Here is a 20,387-nt window from a genome sequence, read left to right as displayed (position 1 = left end):
TAAAACTGTCGATTCTGTTTCACCAACAAAGTTTGACTGAGGTTGATACAAAAGATACATAATACATATTATGTATCTTTAGCTCAGAGGGCATGATTCACTTTACTCAGTGACGTTCCATCACTACTATACTGTTTATATATACAGTAGAGTGTTTTTTGTTACTATGCCTATTACATTACTGGGGCGTTATCTGCCTCCCTCTGCATCGGTTGCGCTACCGTTGTTTATGAACGCTGTCCCCGCTGGCTTTCCCTCACCGGCACAGGACTATATTGAACGGACTCTGGATCTGAATGAGTTATGCATTCAACACCCAGCCGCAACCTATTTTGTCCGCGCCGAGGGCGATTCGATGCTGGGGGTCGGTATCTTTTCCGGTGACATTCTGGTGGTTGATCGCTCGCTGAAGGCGGTGGATGGCGACGTAGTGATCGCCTGCGTAAACGGAGAGTTTACTGTCAAAGAGCTGCGCACCCGCCCTGCACTGCAGTTACTGGCGCATAATCCTGCCTATGCCCCGATCCTGTTTGGCCCGGACAGCACTCTTGAATTGTTTGGCGTTGTCACTACCGTTATCCACTCCGTACGGCAGCGCGGCTGAGTCGCCCGGTGTACGCCCTGGTGGATTGCAATAATTTTTACGCCAGCTGTGAGCGGCTGTTCCGGCCTGATCTGCAGGGGCGCCCTATTGTGGTACTGTCCAACAACGATGGTTGTGTGGTGGCCCGTAGCGCCGAAGCCAAACGACTGGGCATTAAAATGGCGGTACCGCTGTTTCAGGTTCAGGAGCAGATCGATCGGGAAAATATTGCGGTATTTTCCTCCAACTATGCCCTCTATGGTGATATATCCGCCCGGGTAATGACCGTTCTGGAGCAACAGGCTCCTGCCATTGAGGTCTATTCTATTGATGAAGCGTTTCTGGACCTGAACGGGCTTGAAACTAATTTTCCGCTGGTGGAGTATGGGCTGCAATTGAAGCAGCGGGTCTATCAATATACCGGCATCCATGTTTCGGTGGGTATTGCCCCGACCAAAACCCTGGCGAAACTGGCCAATCATGCGGCCAAGCAGTATCCGGCCACTCGGGGAGTGGTCGACCTGAGCGATCCGCTACGTCAGCGCCGCTTACTTGGCCTGTTGCCGGTGCAGGAGGTCTGGGGGGTTGGGCGTCGCCTGTCGCGGCGATTAAATCAGCAAGGGGTCAGCAGCGCACTGGCGCTGGCGGATTGTGATGCTGCCTGGATACGCAGTCACTACTCTGTCACGCTGGAGCGTACTGTGCGAGAGCTGAATGGTCAGCCCTGTATGGCACTGGAAGAGTGTCCGCCCCCCCGTCAACAGATCCTTTGTAGCCGCTCATTTGCCCGCCGCATTACCGAATACAGGGATATGCGTTCAGCGATCGCTCAATACTGCAGCCGGGCCGCGGAAAAACTGCGGCAACAGGGCGGTCTGGCCAGAGTCGTTACGGTGTTTATCCGCACCAATCCTCACAGTCAGTTGGAAACGTTTTACAGTCACAGCGCCAGTCGGATGCTGAGTATCCCCAGTGCGGATTCGCGTCTCCTGAGTGCAACCGCACACGCCCTGCTGCAGTCGATCTGGAAACCGGGTTTCCGCTATATGAAAGCGGGTATTATGCTATCGGATCTGTACCCGTCAGGCAGCTTTCAGCCGACGCTGTTTGATGCGCCGGAATCACCTGCGGCGATGCGGCTAATGCAGGCTGTCGACAATATTAACCGGAGTGGCCGTGGTCAGGTTCGTTTTGCCAGCGAGATGCTCAGCAGTGGCTGGCAGATGCAGCGCAACCGGCTGTCACCTGCCTACACAACACGCTGGGATCAGCTGCCAGTCGTCAGGGCTTAGCGTATGATCTGAACAGTTGGATACAATAAATAAACAAAGTATAACTGTTTAAAAACAATAGATTAATTATGTTATTTGATGTTTTTTAGAGATTTATGTGTCACGATAACGGGTGTGCATCTGCCTCTCTTTCAGCATTTCTTAAACCATACTAAAGCACGTAATAAAACCTACACTGTCATTTTTTGTCAGTATATCGCTATACTGAGAACCTCTGTTTTTGCATGGAATTAAACCGTTGTCACGCTCTCAACGCTTACTAAAACTGATCCATCTGTTGCGTAGTTATCGCTATCCGGCACCCGGTTATCGGCTGGCTGAAACGCTGGGAATCAGCCTGCGGACACTCTATCGCGATATCGCCAGCTTACAGGAACAGGGTGCCAGCATAGAGGGTGAACCGGGGCTGGGTTATGTGCTCAAGCCTGGCTTTATGCTCCCTCCCCTGATGTTCACAGAGGAGGAGTTAGAGGCGTTGGTATTAGGCTCCCGCTGGGTGGCAAGTCGCACTGATTCAGAGCTGAGTGAAAGTGCCCAGAGTGCTCTTGTGAAGATCGCCTCGGTACTGCCAAAGGATCTGAAAAACGCGCTGGATGAAAATACGCTGTTTATTGGTCCGTCAAAAGAACAGACTACAGAATCTGCTGAATTTCCGCAGATTCGCCAGGCGATCCGCGGGGAGCACAAGATCACTATTCGCTACCTGGATCTTAAAGAGCAGGAATCAACCCGGACGATCTGGCCATTTGCTCTGGGTTATTTCGATAACCTTCGCGTGTTAGCCGGATGGTGCGAGTTGCGTCAGGGCTTTCGTCATTTCCGTACCGATAGAATTTTACAGCTGGAGCTGAGTGAAGAACACTATCCCCGGCGTCGCCGGCAGTTACTCAGTGAGTGGCGTAAAGCAGAAAACATCCCTTCACAGTAAGCTCTGTATAAAGAGCTCCGCCACATTAAGCTCATCATAAAAACTCGTTAGAAAAAAGTATCTGCACCAGAACGCTGCTGACAAAAACTGACAGTAGCCTTCGGTATTCTGCAGATGTCGGGAGTCAAAAGACACTCTCTCTGCTTAATTACACAAGGATATCGTCATGCCAGATAGCAACTTTATTATCTTATATGTAGAAAACCCATCCCGCAGTGTTGAGTTTTATAGCGCTCTGCTGGAAAAATCTCCGGTAGAAAACTCACCTCATTTTGCCTTGTTTGTTCTGGATAGTGGCATGAAGTTCGGCCTGTGGCAGCAACAGGACGTACAACCCGCCATAGAATCACTCGGCGTCAGCGGAGAGATCGCCTTTCCACTGCCTGACATGACAGACGTTGGTAACACCTACAGTGACTGGAAAGATCGAGGATTAACGATGATACAGGAACCAACGGCAATGGAGTTCGGCTATACCTTCGTCGCACTGGACCCTGATGGCAATCGACTCAGGGTCTTTTCCCCTGCCGCATCATGAAACGTCACTGGATTGCTGTTGCTTCAGCAGACCATGTCAGAATAGGCAAGTCTGCAGGTTTTATGCAGGTTTGCCATGGCAAGGCAGCTCCGCTGAAACGGATCAGCCCGGGGGATTCTGTGGTTTATTACTCTCCTGTGGAGACTCAGGGCGATAAAGTCCGACTGCAGGCATTTACCGGCCTTGGATGTGTTAAGCCGGGAGAGCCTTATCAGGTTGATTTAGACGATGGATTTCAGCCCTTCCGACGGAATGTCTGCTGGTTTGATACCCGCGAGGTTGCCATTGTGCCGCTGCTGGATCAGTTGGAATTATCGGCAGGTAAAAAGCACTGGGGCTACCGGTTTCGGTTTGGTCTGTTACAGATCAGCGAACAGGATTTAAAGCTTATCTATGCTGCTATGGTCCGTTAACATTAACACCATAGGATCGGGAATCACCCCCGGTTCCCGGCTGACGGAGAGTCAGCCGGGGCGATTCCATCGATCCTGTCAAACGATCATCAGGCGGGTTCGGTACGCAGCCCCTTCCAGATGCAGTAGCACATCGCAACGGTCACAATTGCGAATGGGAAACCGGTAGCGATCGCCAGCGCCTGCAGTGATCCCAGACCACCACCCAGCAGCAGTGCGATAGCAATCAGGCCCTCGAAACAGGCCCAGAAAACACGCTGAGGCATCGGTGCATCGATCTTACCACCGGCACAAATGGTATCGACAACCAGTGAACCGGAGTCGGAGGACGTAATGAAGAACACCAGCACCAGCACGACACCAAGGACTGAAGTGATTTGAGGGATCGGTAACAGTTCCAGCATGGTGAACAATGACAGTTCAGGAGTCCAGTTGGCGATGGTCTGTTGCACACCGGTGTAGTTGTCGTTGACCAACTGGCTTATCGCGGTGCCGCCGAAGACGGCCATCCACATAACACAGGCAAGCGTCGGTATTATCAGCACGCAGAGAATGAACTCACGTACGGAGCGACCGAGGGATACACGTGCGATAAACATACCCACGAATGGTGACCAGGCGATCCACCAAGCCCAATAAAAGGTGGTCCAGCCGTGGAAGTAGTAGCCATCTTCACGACCGACCCAGTTGGACAGCGCAGGCAGGTTGACACCGTAGGCGATCAGGCCTTCGGCAAAGGCCTCCAGGATACCGGAGGTGGCACCGAAGATCAGCACAAACAGGAACAGCGCGAGCGCCAACAGCATATTAGCCTCGGACAGCAGTTTTACACCACCATCCAGGCCGCGAACGACGGAAATGACCGCTAACCCGGTGACCACAATAATGATCGTGACCTGAAGTTCAATGGTTGCTTCAATGCCGAACACGTAGTTCAAACCCGCTGCCGCCTGCGACGAACCATAGCCGAGCGATGTCGCCAGGCCCGCCAGTGTCGCCAGCGCCGCCAGAGAATCCAGCAGGTGGCCCGGCCAGCCCCAGACGCGCTCTCCCAGAATCGGGTAGAAAGCGGAGCGGATTGTCAGCGGTAGTCCCTTGTTGTAGGCGAAAATACCCAGAGCGAGGGCGACAACGCTGTAGCATGCCCAGGGGTGCAGGCCCCAGTGGAAGATGGTTGAAGCCATACCCAGCTTGATCGCGGCATCGACCGTTGCCGCGTCTGCGAGGTTACCGCTGGCATCCAGAATGCCGGGTTGATTAAAAGAGGGGGTCAGCGAGTGGTTCAGCGGCTCTAATACACCGTAGAACACCAGACCGATACCCATACCAGCGGCAAACAGCATGGAAAACCAGGCGGGATAGGAGTATTCAGGGGTGGCGTTCTTGCCACCGATCTTTATCTTGCCCAACGGCGATACTACAAGATACAGGCAGAAGATCACGAAGATATTCATGCTGATGGCGAATACCCAGTCAAACTGAGTCGTTAGCCAGGGACGTAGTGCACCGAAAGCATCGGCCGCTATTTCGTCGAATATGAGACAGAACAGTACCAGAGCGATAACCGAGCCGGCCGTCATACCAAATACGGGGTCGTGAATATCGACCTTGAGGGGGCCGATGCTGGGTTGGATGTTGTCCTGACCGATTTGGTAATCGGTATTTATTTCAGAGGATGATGCTGAAGGAGTGTGCGGTTCAGATGACATAGTCGTTTATTCTCCCGAATTCATAGTGCTTAGCTCGCATTACCTGACAACCAGAACAGAAATATTCGAGTGAGACGCCAGATGGCTGCCGTGTGATCCCGTCAGGTGGTCGGTAAAACCCGGCAAGTGTGACGCCACCACGACCAGATCAGCACCGATGGTTTTTTCGGCGTGTTCCAGTACGGAATCGAGATCGGCTGTTGGGTCGTGAGAAATGAGCGTGTGAGGTTCGACACTGATGCTGTTGGCGGATGCCTGTCCGTCGGCGAACGCCTTGAGTTTCTCGGCAAACTGGTCCGCGTTGTGGGCTATTTCGCTCGGCAGAGTGGTGGTTACACCAACGTAGTGCACCTTGGCTCCATAGTGCCTGGCGAGATCCGCAGCAACCTTTAACGCCTTATCTATCTGATCGATATGGGCCAGGCTGACCGGGACCATAATATCTGAATACATTGAATTTCCCCTGTTTAGTTTAATTATATGGGTGATGTTGTATCCGTTTTATTATTGCTATAGCGCGTCAACAAATAGGAGACGCAATTTATGGATACCTCATTGGGCTTTAGTGTCCACTGGCTACACCCTTATATCCTTTAATTGTGTTTGATCTTTCCTTCCTTTCTTTCTGGGGTTTGCTCAGCAATAATCTTCGGGGTAAGGAAGATAACCGCTGCTGTTATATTGAATGTGAACCTACGCCGTTTTAAACAATAAAAAGTAGGTAAAGATTAAAATACCCCGTGAGTATTACCCTAGTTGGCATCCCCCACTCCGTCAAACGCCGCTTTTGCCTGACTTCACATAACCTTACGTTATAAGTCCCGGACAAAGATGATCGACAGGTAGACAAATCATAGCGCCATGGAGAGCACCGCTGAGGCCCCCAGCTGCAGAAACAAACAGGTGAAGAGAGACTCTTCCGCGTGTCGAAGGCGATTACTTAGGTTCGGTCATACCGATCGACATGATTGGCTTCGGAAAGATATAGAGTGCTTTAGAGGCTGTCACAGCCTGGTAAATATCTTCGTTATAGAAGCAGGGACGTGCCTCTTCACAGATGATTAGCAGAATCGGGTGTGGTGATAAGACACCTTCCCTTCGCAGATCAGGCGCATGTGTGCTCGCTATGACTAATATGGGTCAACCCGGAGCCAGCATGCGAACACAACAAGAAGTGGCGTATTTAATCTGAAGGGAACATTATAACCTGACTACCCGGTTGCCACGGGGGATACTTCTTCATTACGTTCAGGAACAACTCAGCGTTCAGATGCTGATCCAGCCAGCGTTGTAAAGCAGGATAAGGCGCCCTATAGAACCACTCCCGATCCACATGGGCGAACTGTCGGATAAAGGGAAAGATAGCAATGTCTGCAATACTGCACGACTCACCCACAAGGTAACGGTGCTGTTCCAGCAGGCGCTCAAGTTTTATCAGCGTCACTTCACATTGTTCCCGGTAATTGCTTTGCGGCCGATCAGGGTATCGCTCAAAGTACTTGTAGCGATCCAGATGCTGCTTAAAGACAAAGTCATTCTCCTGGATTAAGGCCTCCGCCTGCCACAACAGACCGGGATCATCACTGCAAAGCCAGTTGTCCGGATCATTTTGCCGCAATGCCCAGCGCATAATATCCCGGCTCTCATCGATCACCCGTCCCTCTTTTTCAGTCGAAGCAGGCAGCACTAAAACCGGAACAGTACCTTTTGGCGAAGCCTTGAGCATTTCTGCAGGCTTATCTTTTAACACCACCACCCGCAGCTCGACTGACAGCCCGCTACGGGCGATGGCCAGCCGGGCACGAATCGCATAGGGGCAGCGTCGGAAAGAGTAAAGAATAGGATGGTCAGATGTCATGGCGGTAGTGTACCGCAGATGACGAAAATGTTACGTTTTTCGTGCATTTAACTCAGCTAAAAACGTGTGATTGTGGCCCCGGTTTATACTGGCACGAGAGTAATATAGCCAGAGGCAGTGTTTACGCTCGCTTTAATCCGCCTCCGGCCAGAACAAAAAAGGCAGCCTGGGCTGCCTTTTTGCTCATCTCATCAGATATGGGAGATAACGTCGATCAGGCGAAATATTTCTCACCAGCCTGCTGTCGGGCGATGAAACCTTCTGTTAACTGGTACAAGCCTCCCTGGTCGCTGTGCTGCCCGGCTATTGCGGCAAAGTGATCAAGCCCAACAGTATCGATATAGCGTAGCGGACCCCCTCTGAAGCGGGGGAAACCAAGCCCGAGAATCAGCCCCATATCAACTTCTGCCGGAGTTTCAACAATACCGTCTTCCAGGCAGCGTACAGCTTCAGTACACAGCGGAATCATCATTCGATCAATGATCTCCTGATCTGTCAGCGTTACGGCATCGTTCACTTGCGCAGCAATCAGCTCAACCGCGTGTCCGGAAACCTCTTTATAGCGCTGACCCTTTTCATCAACCCCGTACTGATAAAAGCCCTGACCATTTTTCTGCCCCAGGCAGCCGTCAGCCAGCAACAGCTCAATAATCGACTCGCCATCATGCTGCATACGCTCTGGAAAACCCTGTTGCATAACGGTATCCGCATGCACCATAGTATCGATGCCTACCACGTCGGCCAGATAGGCGGGCCCCATAGGCCAGCCAAACTGCTCCATTACCCGGTCAATGCGCTTAAAATCAATCCCGTCTTTCAACAACCGGTTAAAGCCATTGAAATAAGGAAACAGAATTCGGTTCACCAGGAATCCAGGACAATCATTGACCACAATCGGGGTTTTACCCATCGCCACAGCATAGGCAACGGTGGTCGCAATGGTCTCATCACTGGTCTTGCTCCCTCTGATGACTTCGACCAGCGGCATCAGATGCACAGGATTAAAGAAATGCATACCGCAGAACTGTTCAGGGCGCTGCAGATTCCCGGCCAGCAGATTGATAGAGATAGTCGACGTATTCGACGCCAGTACCGCATGCTCTGGGACCTGATGCTCGACATCAGCCAGAACCGAGGCTTTAACTGCAGGGTTTTCAACAACCGCTTCAACCACCAGATCGGCAGTGTTAAAACTGTCATAATCCAACACAGGATTTATGGCATTCAGCACCTTGGTTTTACCGGCCTCATCCAGACGGCTTTTTTCAACCTGCTTATCCAGCAGCTTTGTCGCTGTTTTAATGCCCAGTGCCAGCGCCTCATCATTGATATCTTTCATGATGATAGGCGTTCCTCTGGAGGCAGACTGATAGGCAACACCGCCGCCCATAATACCGGCCCCCAGCACTGCACTTTGCGCCACAGGGCGGGCTTGCTTTAACCATAAGCCGGCCTGCTTTTTCAGCAGACCATTATTCAGGAATAACCCCACCAGACTACTGGCAGTATCGCTTTTAGCCAGTTTTACAAAACAGGCGGTCTCTACCCTTAATGCGCTCTCAAATGGCAGATAAGAATGCAGGCTGACGGTTTCAATAATATTCTCTGCAGCGGGATAAAAAGGGCTCAGCTGTCGACAGTAGTGCTGCTTAAGCTGTTCAACATCTTCCGCATCACCACGTGCTTTTGATTTACGTGCTCTGTTTGTGGCGTAACAAACTTCACCGCTGATGGCTCGATTTAAAAACACCAGCGCCTCCTCACGTAAGTGATCGGAGCTGACAATCAGATCCACCGCTCCTGCTGACTTTGATTCTGCTGCGCTCTGGGGCTGTCCGCGAACGGACCAGTCCAGCGCGCCAGAAGCACCAATCAGACGACTTAGCCGCACGGTGCCGCCCCAGCCCGGACACAGCCCCAGACTGACCTCAGGAAACCCAAGTTTCGCGTTATCAGCAATTATCCGAAAATCGGCGGCGAGGGCAAGTTCACCCCCCCCCCCCAGCGCCATTCCGTTAATTGCCACAACCGTGGGGTATGGCAGGCTCTCCAGCTCGCAGAACAAACTATTTGTCTTGCCGATCCAGGCTGTTAATTGCTTATCCGGCATGCTGAAGTTGCTTGCAAATTCACTGATGTCCGCACCCACAACAAATGCAGGCTTAGCGCTACAAATCAGCAACCCCTTAACATCGGGCGTGCTTTTGAGCACAGCCATCGCTTCAGCCAGTTCACTCAGCGCTTGTTGATTCAGTATATTGACGGATGATTCTTTAAGATCCAGCTCCAGTTCAATCAGCCCTGAATCCAGTTTCTTCAGGCATAAAGCCTTGCCTTGATACATAAAATACCCCAACTTTTTAAACTGCTGCACCACCATTCACAGGCTTATACCTCCAGCAGAAGCGCAGGCCAGATATCAGTAACAACAGAGGAACGACAACAGAAAATAATGAGAACCACCTGCAACTCGCACAAATCAAAGAATTTGAGAAAGAAACCTTCGTCAAAAACGGCTGTTGTGCATGCAGGTAGTCGCTGATCAGGTACGCTCAAACAGAGCGGCAATGCCCTGCCCGCCGCCGATACAAAGGCTGACAACCGCATAGCGACCTTTGGTCCGACTCAGCTCATATAGCGCTTTCACAGTGATAACTGCACCCGTGGCGCCAATCGGATGACCCAGAGAGATTCCACTGCCATTGGGATTCAGCCGATCACGCGGCAGTTCTAATTGCTGCGCAACCGCTAAGGCCTGAGATGCAAAGGCTTCATTCACTTCGTACACATCAATATCATTTGGCGTCAGGTTATTGCGTTCCAGAATTTGCCGAATTGCAGGTACCGGACCGATACCCATAATTTTCGGATCAACGCCTACTACAGTGTAATCGACCAGCCGACCCATTATTTGGCGTCCTTCGGTCTCAGCCTTTTCACGGTCCATCATCACCACGGCTGCAGCTGCATCATTAAGACCTGAGGCATTACCGGCGGTCACCGTCCCATCTTTTTTGAACACCGGGCGAAGCGCTTCCATCTCTTCAACTGTGCAGTTCATACGCACATGTTCATCAGTATCAAACAGCAGAACTCCTTTTCGACTTTTCAGTTCGACAGGCATAATCTGCTGTTTAAAATATCCCTGTTCGATTGCATGCTGGGCACGAATGTGGCTCAGAACAGCCAATTCATCCTGCTGCTCACGACTGATACCGTATTTTTCTGCCACGTTCTCCGCTGTAATTCCCATATGGATATGATTGAAGGGACAATGCAGAGCAGCGACCATCGGATCCACCATCTGCCCATCGCCCATACGCTGACCAAAGCGTGCGGTTGGCAGATGATAGGGTGCCCGGCTCATCGATTCCGCGCCGCCGGCAACAACAGTATCGCAGATGCCCAATTCGATCTGCTGGGCCGCGCTCAGAATCGCTTGCAGGCCGCTACCGCACAGGCGGTTCAGAGTCAGTGACGGAGTGGATTCTGCCAGACCTCCTTTAATCGCAGCAACACGCCCCAAGTACATATCAGCAGGTTCTGAGTGAATCACATTGCCAAACACACTCTGACCTACCGACTCAGGGGAAATCCCAGCACGCTTAACCGCCTCCGCCACCAGCGCTCCGGCTAACTCACTGGGCTTGTGCCCCTTCAAACTACCACCATAACCACCGATTGCGGTACGTACACCGCTAACCACAACCACTTCACGCTTTTGCATAGGATTCTCTCTTATTTAGCGGCCACAACCGGCCAGCGAGGCATTTTTCTCAAGGGCGCTTTTGTCTGACAAACACACCTGACTGCACTAATTTTCCATCTAAAAGACAAGCAGGACAATAACTAAAAAAGCTCATTAATTGATATAATAGGACATGCATTCATAGATCATAAATTGATATAATAGGACATGCATTCATAGATCATAAATTGATATTCATCATTTAAGACTTTCGCTTAATACAATTAAAACCATCACTTAAATGAATATTTACTACATATAAATCAAGTATATTATGATACTGCTTTTACTTAATTCTGAGATCTTTAACGAACCAAAACCTATCCTTACAAGAGCCTCTTGTCTATCAAGAAGAAACAAAATAAGACCATAATCGGACATATAATTTAATATTTCAGAAGCACAAAAAATCAGGATTAAAAACAGTAATACGCTCAATATGATCAGGGAGTCATGCCTGGCAATCCGTCTCAAAAAAAACGACATTCACGATGGTAAAAGAGGGAGCGAACCGCTCCCCTTTTTACGACACAACAGCCCTGCTCTAGGCGACCTGAGTGCGGATCAGTTTCTTGTTAATCTTACCGACACTGGTTTTTGGTATTTCCATAACCACCCTGATCTGTTGCGGTATGGCCCACTTATTGATCTGACCGCTATCGACAAACTGTTGCAGGTAGTTTTGTATGGAAGCGGCATCAATCTCTTCGCCCCGGGCTGCAACAATCATCGCACAGGGACGCTCGCCCCATTTATCGTCCGGAACACCCACAACCGCAACTTCGGCGACCAGATCGTGCTGGCTGATGAGGTTTTCCAGCTCCAGTGACGATACCCACTCGCCCCCGGTTTTAATCACATCCTTGATACGATCCTTAATCTCCAGCACACTATTCTGATCCATTGACGCCACATCACCGGTATGCAGCCAGCCGTTTTCCCATAGTTCCTCTCCTTTGGCCTCTTCCTTATAGTAACCCTGAGTTAGCCAGGGAGAACGAACCACAACTTCACCGGTCGCTTCGCCATCATGCAACACCTCAGTACCATCAGGATTAACGATTCTGATATCGACCAGACCGATAGGCACTCCGGCTTTGATTCGCTGAGGCATCTGTTCACTTAACGCCAGATCCCGCTCCGGGTGTTTAAGAAATGTACACGTTAATATCGGACAGGTTTCTGACATGCCATAGGCAGAGAATAGTAAAATACCTTTTTTAACCATCTGCTGCGCCAGCGCCTGCGTTGCGGCACTGCCACCACTCAGCAGTTTCCAACCCGACATATCGGTATTCTCGGCTTCATCGCAGTCAAGTATCATTTGCAACACGGTCGGCACGCCATGAGAGAACGTTACCCCTTCCTCCCGACGTAAACGAAGCAGCTTGTTAGGATCATAACGTCCCGGATATACCTGTTTTACTCCCAGCATGGTTGCGATATACGGCACGCCCCAGGCATGTACGTGAAACATGGGTGTCATCGGCATGTACACATCATCGGAGCGCAGCAGTGGCTGCCCCTCATGAGATCCGAAAGTACTTGCACCGTTGAGGGTATGCAGTACCAATTGCCGATGGCTGAAATATACACCTTTCGGATTACCAGTCGTGCCAGTGGTATAAAACAGTGTCGCCACAGAGTTTTCATCGAAGTCAGGGAAGTCGTAATCTGCCGCTGCATCATCCAGCAAAGCTTCATACTCTCCAAATGTATGCAAAGACGTTGAAACAGGCTGATCATCCGTCATTTGGATATAGCCACGCACACCAGGCAGCTGCTCGTCGAGTTGCTCAGCAATGACAGCGAAGTCGTCGTGCAGTAATACCAGACTATCTTCGGCATGATTCATGGTATACCCGATCTGATCAGGGCTTAGACGAATATTCACATGGTGCAGTACGGCACCGGTCATCGGTACCGCAAAATAACATTCCAGATAGCGGTGACTGTCCCAATCCATCACAGCGACAGTATCCCCTGCTTTAACACCAGCGCTGGTGAGTACATTAGCCAGTTTACAAATTCGTTTATAGAGGGTGCGGTAGTCATAGCGAATCACATCACTAAAGACGATCTCATTATCAGGCTGGCAACGCTTACCCGATAACAAAAGACTCTTGATTAACAATTGAAACTGATGCGCATTTTCTGCAGGTTTAATAATTTTTGTTTTCATGTCGTTTACCTTCAGGTCATGATAATTCTGCGGATGCTTGTTGGTTACAATGGCATTAACCCATCAAACCGCCGATAAGATTAAATCGATGAGAGTTCTGCTCGTTCCGCTTTACATCTGGATAGCATCAGGGCATAGAAAAGCCGCTGATATCCTGATGGGGTAATGCTGATAGCATTGTCTAGTGTGAAGTTGCGGATTCTGTTAAGAAAACCAGGGCCGGAGTCGGATAAGAAACGTTTTCAACAGATTAAACAGGCTTACCTTAATAGCGCCTACCCCCTTTAATCTCTTAATCAGTGAGAGTGATATACAGATGTAGTTTTGGGTCATATGAAGATTCCTGATCCTGCCAGTGTATAACCAGACGGTTAGTTAATTATTTTTATACTTCACCAGAATCGTTCTTTCTGACTATAGAACATTCCGGGTTATGGCCGTATTAAACACTAAGATCTTTGCCAGTATTTGCCACAATCCCACCGAAATGTGCGCAGCTGAAGAATTTGTTGCGATTTCGATTTAGACTGGTATGACCCTCTACTGCGGAAAACTTTCATGTTCACGATGTCAAAGCTGTTCAGACGTTTCTTTTTTATTGTGCTGATGATTATTACCATGATGTTTTCAGCCATCTATCTCTACTCTGTCCCGCTGATTCAGGAACAGGTATTCGAAATAGAGAGAAACTCTGCCCGGCTGGCGCTGGATAATGCATTTCAGCTAGCCAATAAGATGCATGTAAATCTTGAAAACTATCGGGAGCAGGCACTCAATGCGCACAAACAACGACTCAAAGCGCTGGTTCAGCTAACCGAAGCCAATCTTCGGCAGGCTTATAAAGCATTACCCCAGTCCGGCTCATTTAAAAACAACCGGAATCTGGATGCTTTCAAGGTCCTGAATCATTTCTCCTATGACAATGACGGTTATATCTGGATCGCTGATAGCCAGGGAGAGTTCATAACACATCCATTGCCAAAATTTCGCGACAACACCCCATCCACTTTCGATACCGCAGCAGAAAAAGACATTCTTATGAGCAAGATCCGCTCCGTCATTTATGAAGGTGAAGGTTTTTACCATTATAAATGGCAACGTCTTAAAGACGGTCCTGCTGCGGAAAAGCTCACCTACATAAAGTATTTCCCCGAGTGGGATCTGGTGATCGGCTCAGGACTGTATCTGGATGATATTGAAACCGAAGTGGAGCAACGCAAACAAAACGCCATTACCGAAGTCCGGGAAGCGCTGAGCCAGGTCCGTGTCGCTAAAACCGGTTATCTGTTCATCTTTAACAAAGAGGGACTGCTTCTAACCCACCCTAATAGCAACATTGATCAGACCAACGCTCTCAGTCTGCGCAACCCGATAACCGGTCAACCCATCGTAAGCGAGCTGATTTCGGTCGCGGATACCGGGCAGGAACTGCGTTACAAATGGGATAAGCCGGACGATCCGGGAAACTATATCTATGACAAAATTTCGCTGGTTCGGACGCTGGATGGTTTTGGCTGGTATATCTGTTCGTCAGTATATGTTGATGAACTTAAGCACAGCTCTCAGCTACTGAGTCAGCGTATTCTCACGATTGCGCTGATATCAACGCTGCTTGCAATCTGTCTGGCCGTGTTTTTTATCAGCCGTATTACACACCCCATTAAGCAGCTGGCTGATACAGCAGAACGGGTTCGTGATGGAGACCTGAGCGCCAAAAGCGGCATCATTCGTGATGATGAAATAGGTTTGCTGGCCCAAACCTTTGACCGGATGGTGACGCGTTTAAAAAGTAATATTCAGACCCTCGATAGTAAGGTTAAAAGCCGAACCCTTGAGTTAGCGCAGCTTGAAGAAAGACAGCGACTGATTCTGGACGCCCTGCCCGCACAGATTGCCTATCTTGATGCAGACTTAAATTACCTCTTTGTTAATCAGGGATACGCAGATTTTTTTAATAAGAGTAAAGAGGAAATTATTAATCATCCTATCGGTTCAATACTTGCGTCCGGGATGATGGCGGATATTCAGGATAAAGTTCGCCGCTGCCTGACGGGCGAGAAGATAGTGTTTGAGTATCAGTTCAAAGACAGGCCGGTGATCACCAAACGGATGCTGATTCCGGATATTGATAATAATCACAACATCTGCGGATTAGTTAACCTTTCACTGGATATAACCGCTGAAAAAGATGCAGAACGTAAATTAATGGAAGCTCAGCGTATGAGTGCGACCGGACAGTTGGCAGGCGGTCTGGCGCATGATTTCAATAACCTTTTATCGGTTATTCTGGGTAATTTACTGGCCGCGACTGATCATTATAAAGATGCAACCGGGCTCGACAGATACCTCGCTCCGGCCATTCGCGCATCTCGTAGAGGCGCAGATATCACCGGCCGCTTACTCTCCTTTGCAAGGCGTCAGGCGTTAACCTCCCGTCGCGTTGATCTCGCCATATTATTACCGGATACGATAGAGTTACTGCAGGGGTCACTGCCTGAGAACATCAAAATCATCTCCACGGTTTCTACCCCGGCGATAGTCACCGTGGACCCGAATCAGTTAGAAAACGCTATCATCAATCTGGCACTTAACGCACGGGATGCGATGCCGGAAGGCGGTGAAATAGGGGTCAGCATAAGCGCCTGCAAATTAGCCACTGATTCAGCTGAATCAGGCTATGACGAGACGGTTCCTGCGGGTGAATATGTCCGGCTTCAGGTTAGCGACTCAGGGCATGGTTTCACTGCACAAGCCATGACACAAGCCTATGAACCTTTTTACACCACCAAAAGTTACAGCAATGGATCAGGGCTGGGCCTGAGTATGGTTTATGGGTTTATCAAACAATCCAGGGGCTTTATTTCAATCGCCAGCACACCCGGAAAGGGCTCTGCGGTCACTCTGCTTCTGCCCGTTAATACTCAGGCTGAGCAGCCTGGCGACAACACCCCGCCAACGGCTAAGCTGTTATCAAATGCTAACAGCAACCTGACACTTTTGGTGGAAGACGATCGGGATGTCAGGACGATTATTCGCAAGCAACTGATCAGCCTTGGCTATGCCGTCATTGAAGCTGCCGATTCCGACGAGGCCAGAAACCTGATCGAAGCACTGGATCATATCGACAATCTGGTTTCAGACATTAGTATGCCGGGGCCGCTGAACGGCCTTGAGCTTGCGGATCTGATGGCAGAGCACCACCCAGCCGCGAGTATTGTATTAATCAGTGGTTATGCATACGATCAGCTATCAGACAGAAGTGATTTGCCCTGCCACACTATTTTAAAAAAACCTTTCAGCAAGGAAGCATTGAAGAAAGCGATTAACAGCGCCGATAAAGCACGCTAATCCGGTTGTTCCGTTGACTGATCAGGCAGGTTATGAGTATCAGAAACATGCATAAGAAAGATCTTATTTATATTATTGATGACGATAGAGACATCTGTGATCTGGCCTGTTCAGAGCTTGAATACTATGGCTATGACATCCGCGTATTCAACACCGGAACGCTGGCCTTACAAGCCCTCAGAGGCATGACTCCTGCGCTTTGTATCATTGATCTGGGCCTGCCGGATATGGATGGAATGGCGCTGGTCAAAGCGCTTAGTGATAAACCGGACGTTGGCGTCCTGATTCTGTCCGGCAGAGGTAGTCTTCCAGACCGGGTGCTTGGACTGGAACTGGGTGGTGACGATTATATAACCAAACCCTTCGAGCCCCGGGATCTGGTTGCCAGGGTTCACAGTCTGATGCGCCGTTTAGGCCTGTCACAGGAAAACCGCACTCCCGGCAGAGGTGTCAGAAAAGCGCAATTTGCTCAATGGCTGTATATTCCAACGACGTTGACGCTCAGCCATAGCTCAGGAAAAAATTATACGCTTAGCACCGCAGAAGGCGACCTTCTCAATACCCTGTTAGGTTCGAACAAACAGATCTTATCCAGAGATCGCCTGCTGGGAGAGCAGGCAATACCCTATGACCGGAGTATTGATTCACGGATGTCCCGGCTGCGCAAAAAAATCGAAGACAACCCGAAAGAACCTCAGATTATTAAAACCGTCTACGGTGCCGGGTATATTTTTGCCGTCGATGTAAGCTGGATCGAATAAATCAGATTTAATCTAATTATCCACCGCTAACACTGTTTCTTCATGCATCGACACAGCCCCATTGCCCGGACATTCATGACATAAAACATTGAGAAACATGTCTTAAGGCCAGAAGACACGCTAACGTCGCAGGGCAATAAACACTTAATACCGTTATATGACTGTTTGCAGCAAGAAGTCACTTTAAACTGCCATCAAGTTATGCAACCATTCCCGCCGATATCTTTTTTGCAGGAAACGGAAGTGGAACTACTTAATCTGGATTGTCAGGGGCATAGTCTGCGCCTGGAAGGCTCAATGGCGGGCTGGCAGCTGCTGTACTGGAATAACACCCCGGTCTCCCGGCGTGATGCAGACAGCGACTTTGAAGGTCTCAGTGAGCACCAGTTTGAGTTGCAAAATAAGCAGGGAGAAACGCTGACCTGCCGGCTGGAGACGGAGGTTAAGTGGGATCCGGTCAAGGTCAGCTACCGTTTCTTTATGGGCGATCAGTTAATTACCAGTGGAGAGCATGGCCGCGAGGCGATGGAGAAGCAGGTGCCTCAGGCGCCGATCCTGCAGGAAAAACGCTCATTCAGTATTATCGGGCTGGGTGCTCTGGGCCTGAAACTGCTGAAAAGCGCTAAAGTCATTAAGGTGGTGATGGCCGGAGCTAGTCTGGCGGCCTACTCCTGGTTTTTCTCTTTGCCGTTTGCGCTGGCGTTGCTCTTCTGTCTGGTAGTGCATGAGTATGGTCACATCCGGGCGATGAAACACTTCGGTATGAAAACAAAAGGGATCTATCTGATCCCCTTTGTCGGTGGTCTGGCCCTGAGCGATGCCCGCATCAATACCCGCTGGCAGGATGTCTGTATTTCACTGATGGGACCGTTTTTCGGCTTCGGCTTATCCGTGCTGAGCCTTATCGCATACTGGGTGACCGGGTCGATATTTTTTGCCGGACTAAGCGCATTCAATGCTCTCCTGAACCTGTTTAATCTACTGCCCATTCTGCCGCTGGATGGCGGGCATGTGCTCAAAAGTATTGCCTTCTCGATGAACTCTCTGGCCGGCATACTGCTCTGCGGTGCGGCCGCAGCCGGGGGGATCTGGCTGAGTTACACCTTTGGTCTGGCGCTGCTCGGGTTTCTGCTGATTATCGGCAGTGCCGAGGTGTTTTTTGAATGGCGAAGCCGTCATCATAGCTTGCTATTGCCGCTGGATCGTTATGGTCAGATCGTTTCTGCGCTCTGGTATATTTTTACCGTCGTAGGACTGATCGCAATTATCTGGTATTTCCACGGCATGGGCGATGCGTTACTGGGGCTTCCGCTTAAGGTGCTACAGAGCTAAACTGCTATTAAGGGTGTCAGAAGCAGACATAAGAGTAGCGTAACTATGAGCGATAAAATTGTCGATATCAGCAGTAAACGGGACGATGTTCGTCATAAACGCAAAGAGAAGCAGTTAAACGATCTGAAGAACAAGTTTGAGAAGGCGTTGCCTACTGAAGAGCACGATCCGAAAAAGAAACTGCTGAAGCTGTTTAAAAAGAAACCGAAAAAATAGATCGCAATACAGACATTGCAATAAGCAAGGCAGCCCATGGGCTGCCTTTTTTGTTAACGAAGCTTTCTATTAATGAAACTTTCTATTAATGAAGCTTTGTGTGGACGAAACTGTATGTTGATGCAGCAGAGTCCTCAGCTGTTCGCCGGCAGCACAGTGCTGGCAACCTCACCAAAGCCGATACGGGCCGCACCCTCAGTTTCACAATACCCCCGCATCACCACGGTATCGCCATCCTCAAGGAAGGTGCGCTGTTCGCCATTTGGCAGCGTAATCGACTCTTTACCGCCCCGGCTGAGCTCCAGCAGCGAACCACCCTGTTCATGCTCTGGCCCGGATTGCGTACCTGAGCCAAAAAAATCGCCGGGACGCAGATTGCACCCGTTAACGGTATGATGAGCCACCATCTGTGCAACAGTCCAGTAGGAGTACACAAAATTAGACTCAGAGAGTTTAGCTGGCGACTCATGGCGGTTACGCATCTGCTGCGTCTGTAACAGCACCTCCAGCTTAATATCCAGAGCTCCCTCCCCGCTGTTACTGTCTGATGACAGATAGGGCAGCGGTTGCGGATCGGCAGCATCACGCTTAAATTCAGCCCGGTACGGTAACAGCGCTTCGTTGGTAACGATCCAGGGCGACACGGTAGAGGCAAAGTTTTTTGCCAGAAACGGTCCCAGTGGCTGATATTCCCAGGCCTGAATATCCCGGGCGGACCAGTCATTAAAGAGGCAGTAACCAAACACGTGCTGATCACTATCATCCAGCACTATCGGCTCACCGGGCGCATTACCCACGCCAATATAAATACCGATCTCCAGCTCATAATCCAGCCGTTTGCAAGGGCCGACACTGGGTTCGGCTGCATCAGCGGCCTTGATTTGACCCTGTGGTCGTTTGAATGTCTGTCCGGAAACATCGATCGATGAGCTGCGGCCATGGTAGCCGATGGGCACCCATTTATAGTTAGGTAGCAGCGGATTATCGGGACGAAACAGACTGCCAACCCGGGTGGCATGAAATACAGAGGTATAAAAATCGGTATAGTCACCAATCGTACATGGCAGGCTGTATTCCACCTCATCCTGAGGTATCAGGCAGGTTTCCAGAATACTTTGCTCAGCCGCGCCTTGCCGCAACACGCGGGACAGCGCCAGTCGCAGTGCCGACCACACAGGAGCCCCCAGCGACATAAATTCATTCAACGTCGATGCCGTACACGCCTGGGCACCAATCGCAGCAGTTTCACTGAACACCCCCTTAGCGGCTGCCAGATCCAGCACCTGATCACCGATAGCCACGCCCCCCCTGAAGGATTCTACTGAGTGCTTACGACGGAACTCAGCAAACGGCAGATTCTGGATAGGAAAATCTGTATCAGGGCTGTTTGCGGAGCTCACCCAGCTTCGCAAGTCGGGATTATGGGTTTCATTCAGTACAGGCATAGTCAGGTCTCAGTTATTCTTAATAGCAACGCAG

The 20,387-nt window shown here is 50.1% G+C and carries 16 protein-coding genes; 9 read left to right on the top strand and 7 right to left on the bottom strand.

Features of this window, described 5'->3' with window-relative positions; all coding sequences use genetic code 11:
* The first annotated feature begins 166 nt into the window (after window positions 1–166).
* The 5 genes from umuD (at window position 167) to KDX31_08520 (ending at window position 3,754) form a co-directional block, all read left to right on the top strand.
* On the top strand, window positions 167–604 hold the full coding sequence (gene umuD, locus KDX31_08540; GenBank protein ID UTW05030.1) for a translesion error-prone DNA polymerase V autoproteolytic subunit: 438 nt from the start codon (window positions 167–169) through the stop codon (window positions 602–604).
* Between the two features lie 8 nt (window positions 605–612).
* Complete coding sequence (gene umuC / locus KDX31_08535; protein UTW05029.1) at window positions 613–1,875, top strand: translesion error-prone DNA polymerase V subunit UmuC; 1,263 nt, start codon at window positions 613–615, stop codon at window positions 1,873–1,875.
* Between the two features lie 238 nt (window positions 1,876–2,113).
* Entirely contained in the window at window positions 2,114–2,803 is a 690-nt protein-coding gene (locus KDX31_08530) for a YafY family transcriptional regulator (GenBank protein UTW05028.1), read from the top strand.
* Window positions 2,804–2,969: 166 nt separating this feature from the next.
* Complete coding sequence (locus KDX31_08525) at window positions 2,970–3,341, top strand: VOC family protein (GenBank protein ID UTW05027.1); 372 nt, start codon at window positions 2,970–2,972, stop codon at window positions 3,339–3,341.
* Window positions 3,338–3,754, top strand: coding sequence for an EVE domain-containing protein (locus KDX31_08520; protein UTW05026.1), 417 nt, complete (start codon window positions 3,338–3,340; stop codon window positions 3,752–3,754). The genes KDX31_08525 and KDX31_08520 overlap by 4 nt, the downstream gene beginning before the upstream one ends.
* A gap of 89 nt (window positions 3,755–3,843) precedes the next feature.
* Here the strand turns inward: KDX31_08520 and KDX31_08515 are convergent, their stop codons facing one another.
* The 6 genes from KDX31_08515 to KDX31_08490 all read right to left on the bottom strand — a co-directional run bounded on the left by KDX31_08515 (window position 3,844) and on the right by KDX31_08490 (window position 13,251).
* Window positions 3,844–5,463: a BCCT family transporter gene (locus KDX31_08515; protein UTW05025.1), complete on the bottom strand. Its 1,620-nt coding sequence runs from the start codon at window positions 5,461–5,463 to the stop codon at window positions 3,844–3,846.
* A 39-nt stretch (window positions 5,464–5,502) separates the two neighbouring features.
* On the bottom strand, window positions 5,503–5,916 hold the full coding sequence (locus KDX31_08510) for a universal stress protein (protein ID UTW05024.1): 414 nt from the start codon (window positions 5,914–5,916) through the stop codon (window positions 5,503–5,505).
* A 730-nt stretch (window positions 5,917–6,646) separates the two neighbouring features.
* A complete protein-coding gene (locus KDX31_08505; protein ID UTW05023.1) occupies window positions 6,647–7,321 on the bottom strand; it encodes a glutathione S-transferase in 675 nt (224 codons plus the stop codon).
* A gap of 214 nt (window positions 7,322–7,535) precedes the next feature.
* Window positions 7,536–9,665 carry a fatty acid oxidation complex subunit alpha FadB gene (gene fadB / locus KDX31_08500; protein ID UTW05022.1) on the bottom strand — a complete coding sequence of 710 codons (2,130 nt, stop codon included), beginning with the start codon at window positions 9,663–9,665 and terminating at the stop codon, window positions 7,536–7,538.
* Window positions 9,666–9,863: 198 nt separating this feature from the next.
* Window positions 9,864–11,048: a beta-ketothiolase BktB gene (gene bktB / locus KDX31_08495; GenBank protein ID UTW05021.1), complete on the bottom strand. Its 1,185-nt coding sequence runs from the start codon at window positions 11,046–11,048 to the stop codon at window positions 9,864–9,866.
* A gap of 565 nt (window positions 11,049–11,613) precedes the next feature.
* The gene (locus tag KDX31_08490; protein UTW05020.1) at window positions 11,614–13,251 is read right to left on the bottom strand and encodes a fatty acid--CoA ligase; all 1,638 of its coding nucleotides are present in this window, start codon (window positions 13,249–13,251) and stop codon (window positions 11,614–11,616) included.
* A 558-nt stretch (window positions 13,252–13,809) separates the two neighbouring features.
* On the opposite strand from KDX31_08490, the gene KDX31_08485 reads away from it, so the two are divergent.
* From KDX31_08485 to KDX31_08470, 4 genes are all read left to right on the top strand, one after another.
* Window positions 13,810–16,599: a cache domain-containing protein gene (locus KDX31_08485; GenBank protein ID UTW05019.1), complete on the top strand. Its 2,790-nt coding sequence runs from the start codon at window positions 13,810–13,812 to the stop codon at window positions 16,597–16,599.
* A 47-nt stretch (window positions 16,600–16,646) separates the two neighbouring features.
* Window positions 16,647–17,360 carry a response regulator transcription factor gene (locus KDX31_08480; protein UTW05338.1) on the top strand — a complete coding sequence of 238 codons (714 nt, stop codon included), beginning with the start codon at window positions 16,647–16,649 and terminating at the stop codon, window positions 17,358–17,360.
* 243 nt (window positions 17,361–17,603) lie between these two features.
* Complete coding sequence (locus tag KDX31_08475; GenBank protein UTW05018.1) at window positions 17,604–18,692, top strand: site-2 protease family protein; 1,089 nt, start codon at window positions 17,604–17,606, stop codon at window positions 18,690–18,692.
* A gap of 45 nt (window positions 18,693–18,737) precedes the next feature.
* The gene (locus KDX31_08470; GenBank protein UTW05017.1) at window positions 18,738–18,908 is read left to right on the top strand and encodes a hypothetical protein; all 171 of its coding nucleotides are present in this window, start codon (window positions 18,738–18,740) and stop codon (window positions 18,906–18,908) included.
* 134 nt (window positions 18,909–19,042) lie between these two features.
* On the opposite strand, the gene fahA is transcribed toward KDX31_08470, so the two are convergent.
* Window positions 19,043–20,353 carry a fumarylacetoacetase gene (gene fahA, locus KDX31_08465; protein UTW05016.1) on the bottom strand — a complete coding sequence of 437 codons (1,311 nt, stop codon included), beginning with the start codon at window positions 20,351–20,353 and terminating at the stop codon, window positions 19,043–19,045.
* Window positions 20,354–20,387 lie beyond the last annotated feature (34 nt).

The sequence above is a fragment of the Amphritea atlantica genome, assembly GCA_024397875.1.
In the GTDB taxonomy this organism is placed as follows: Bacteria; Pseudomonadota; Gammaproteobacteria; order Pseudomonadales; family Balneatricaceae; genus Amphritea; species Amphritea atlantica_B.
This window is presented reverse-complemented; position numbering and strand designations above follow the sequence as displayed.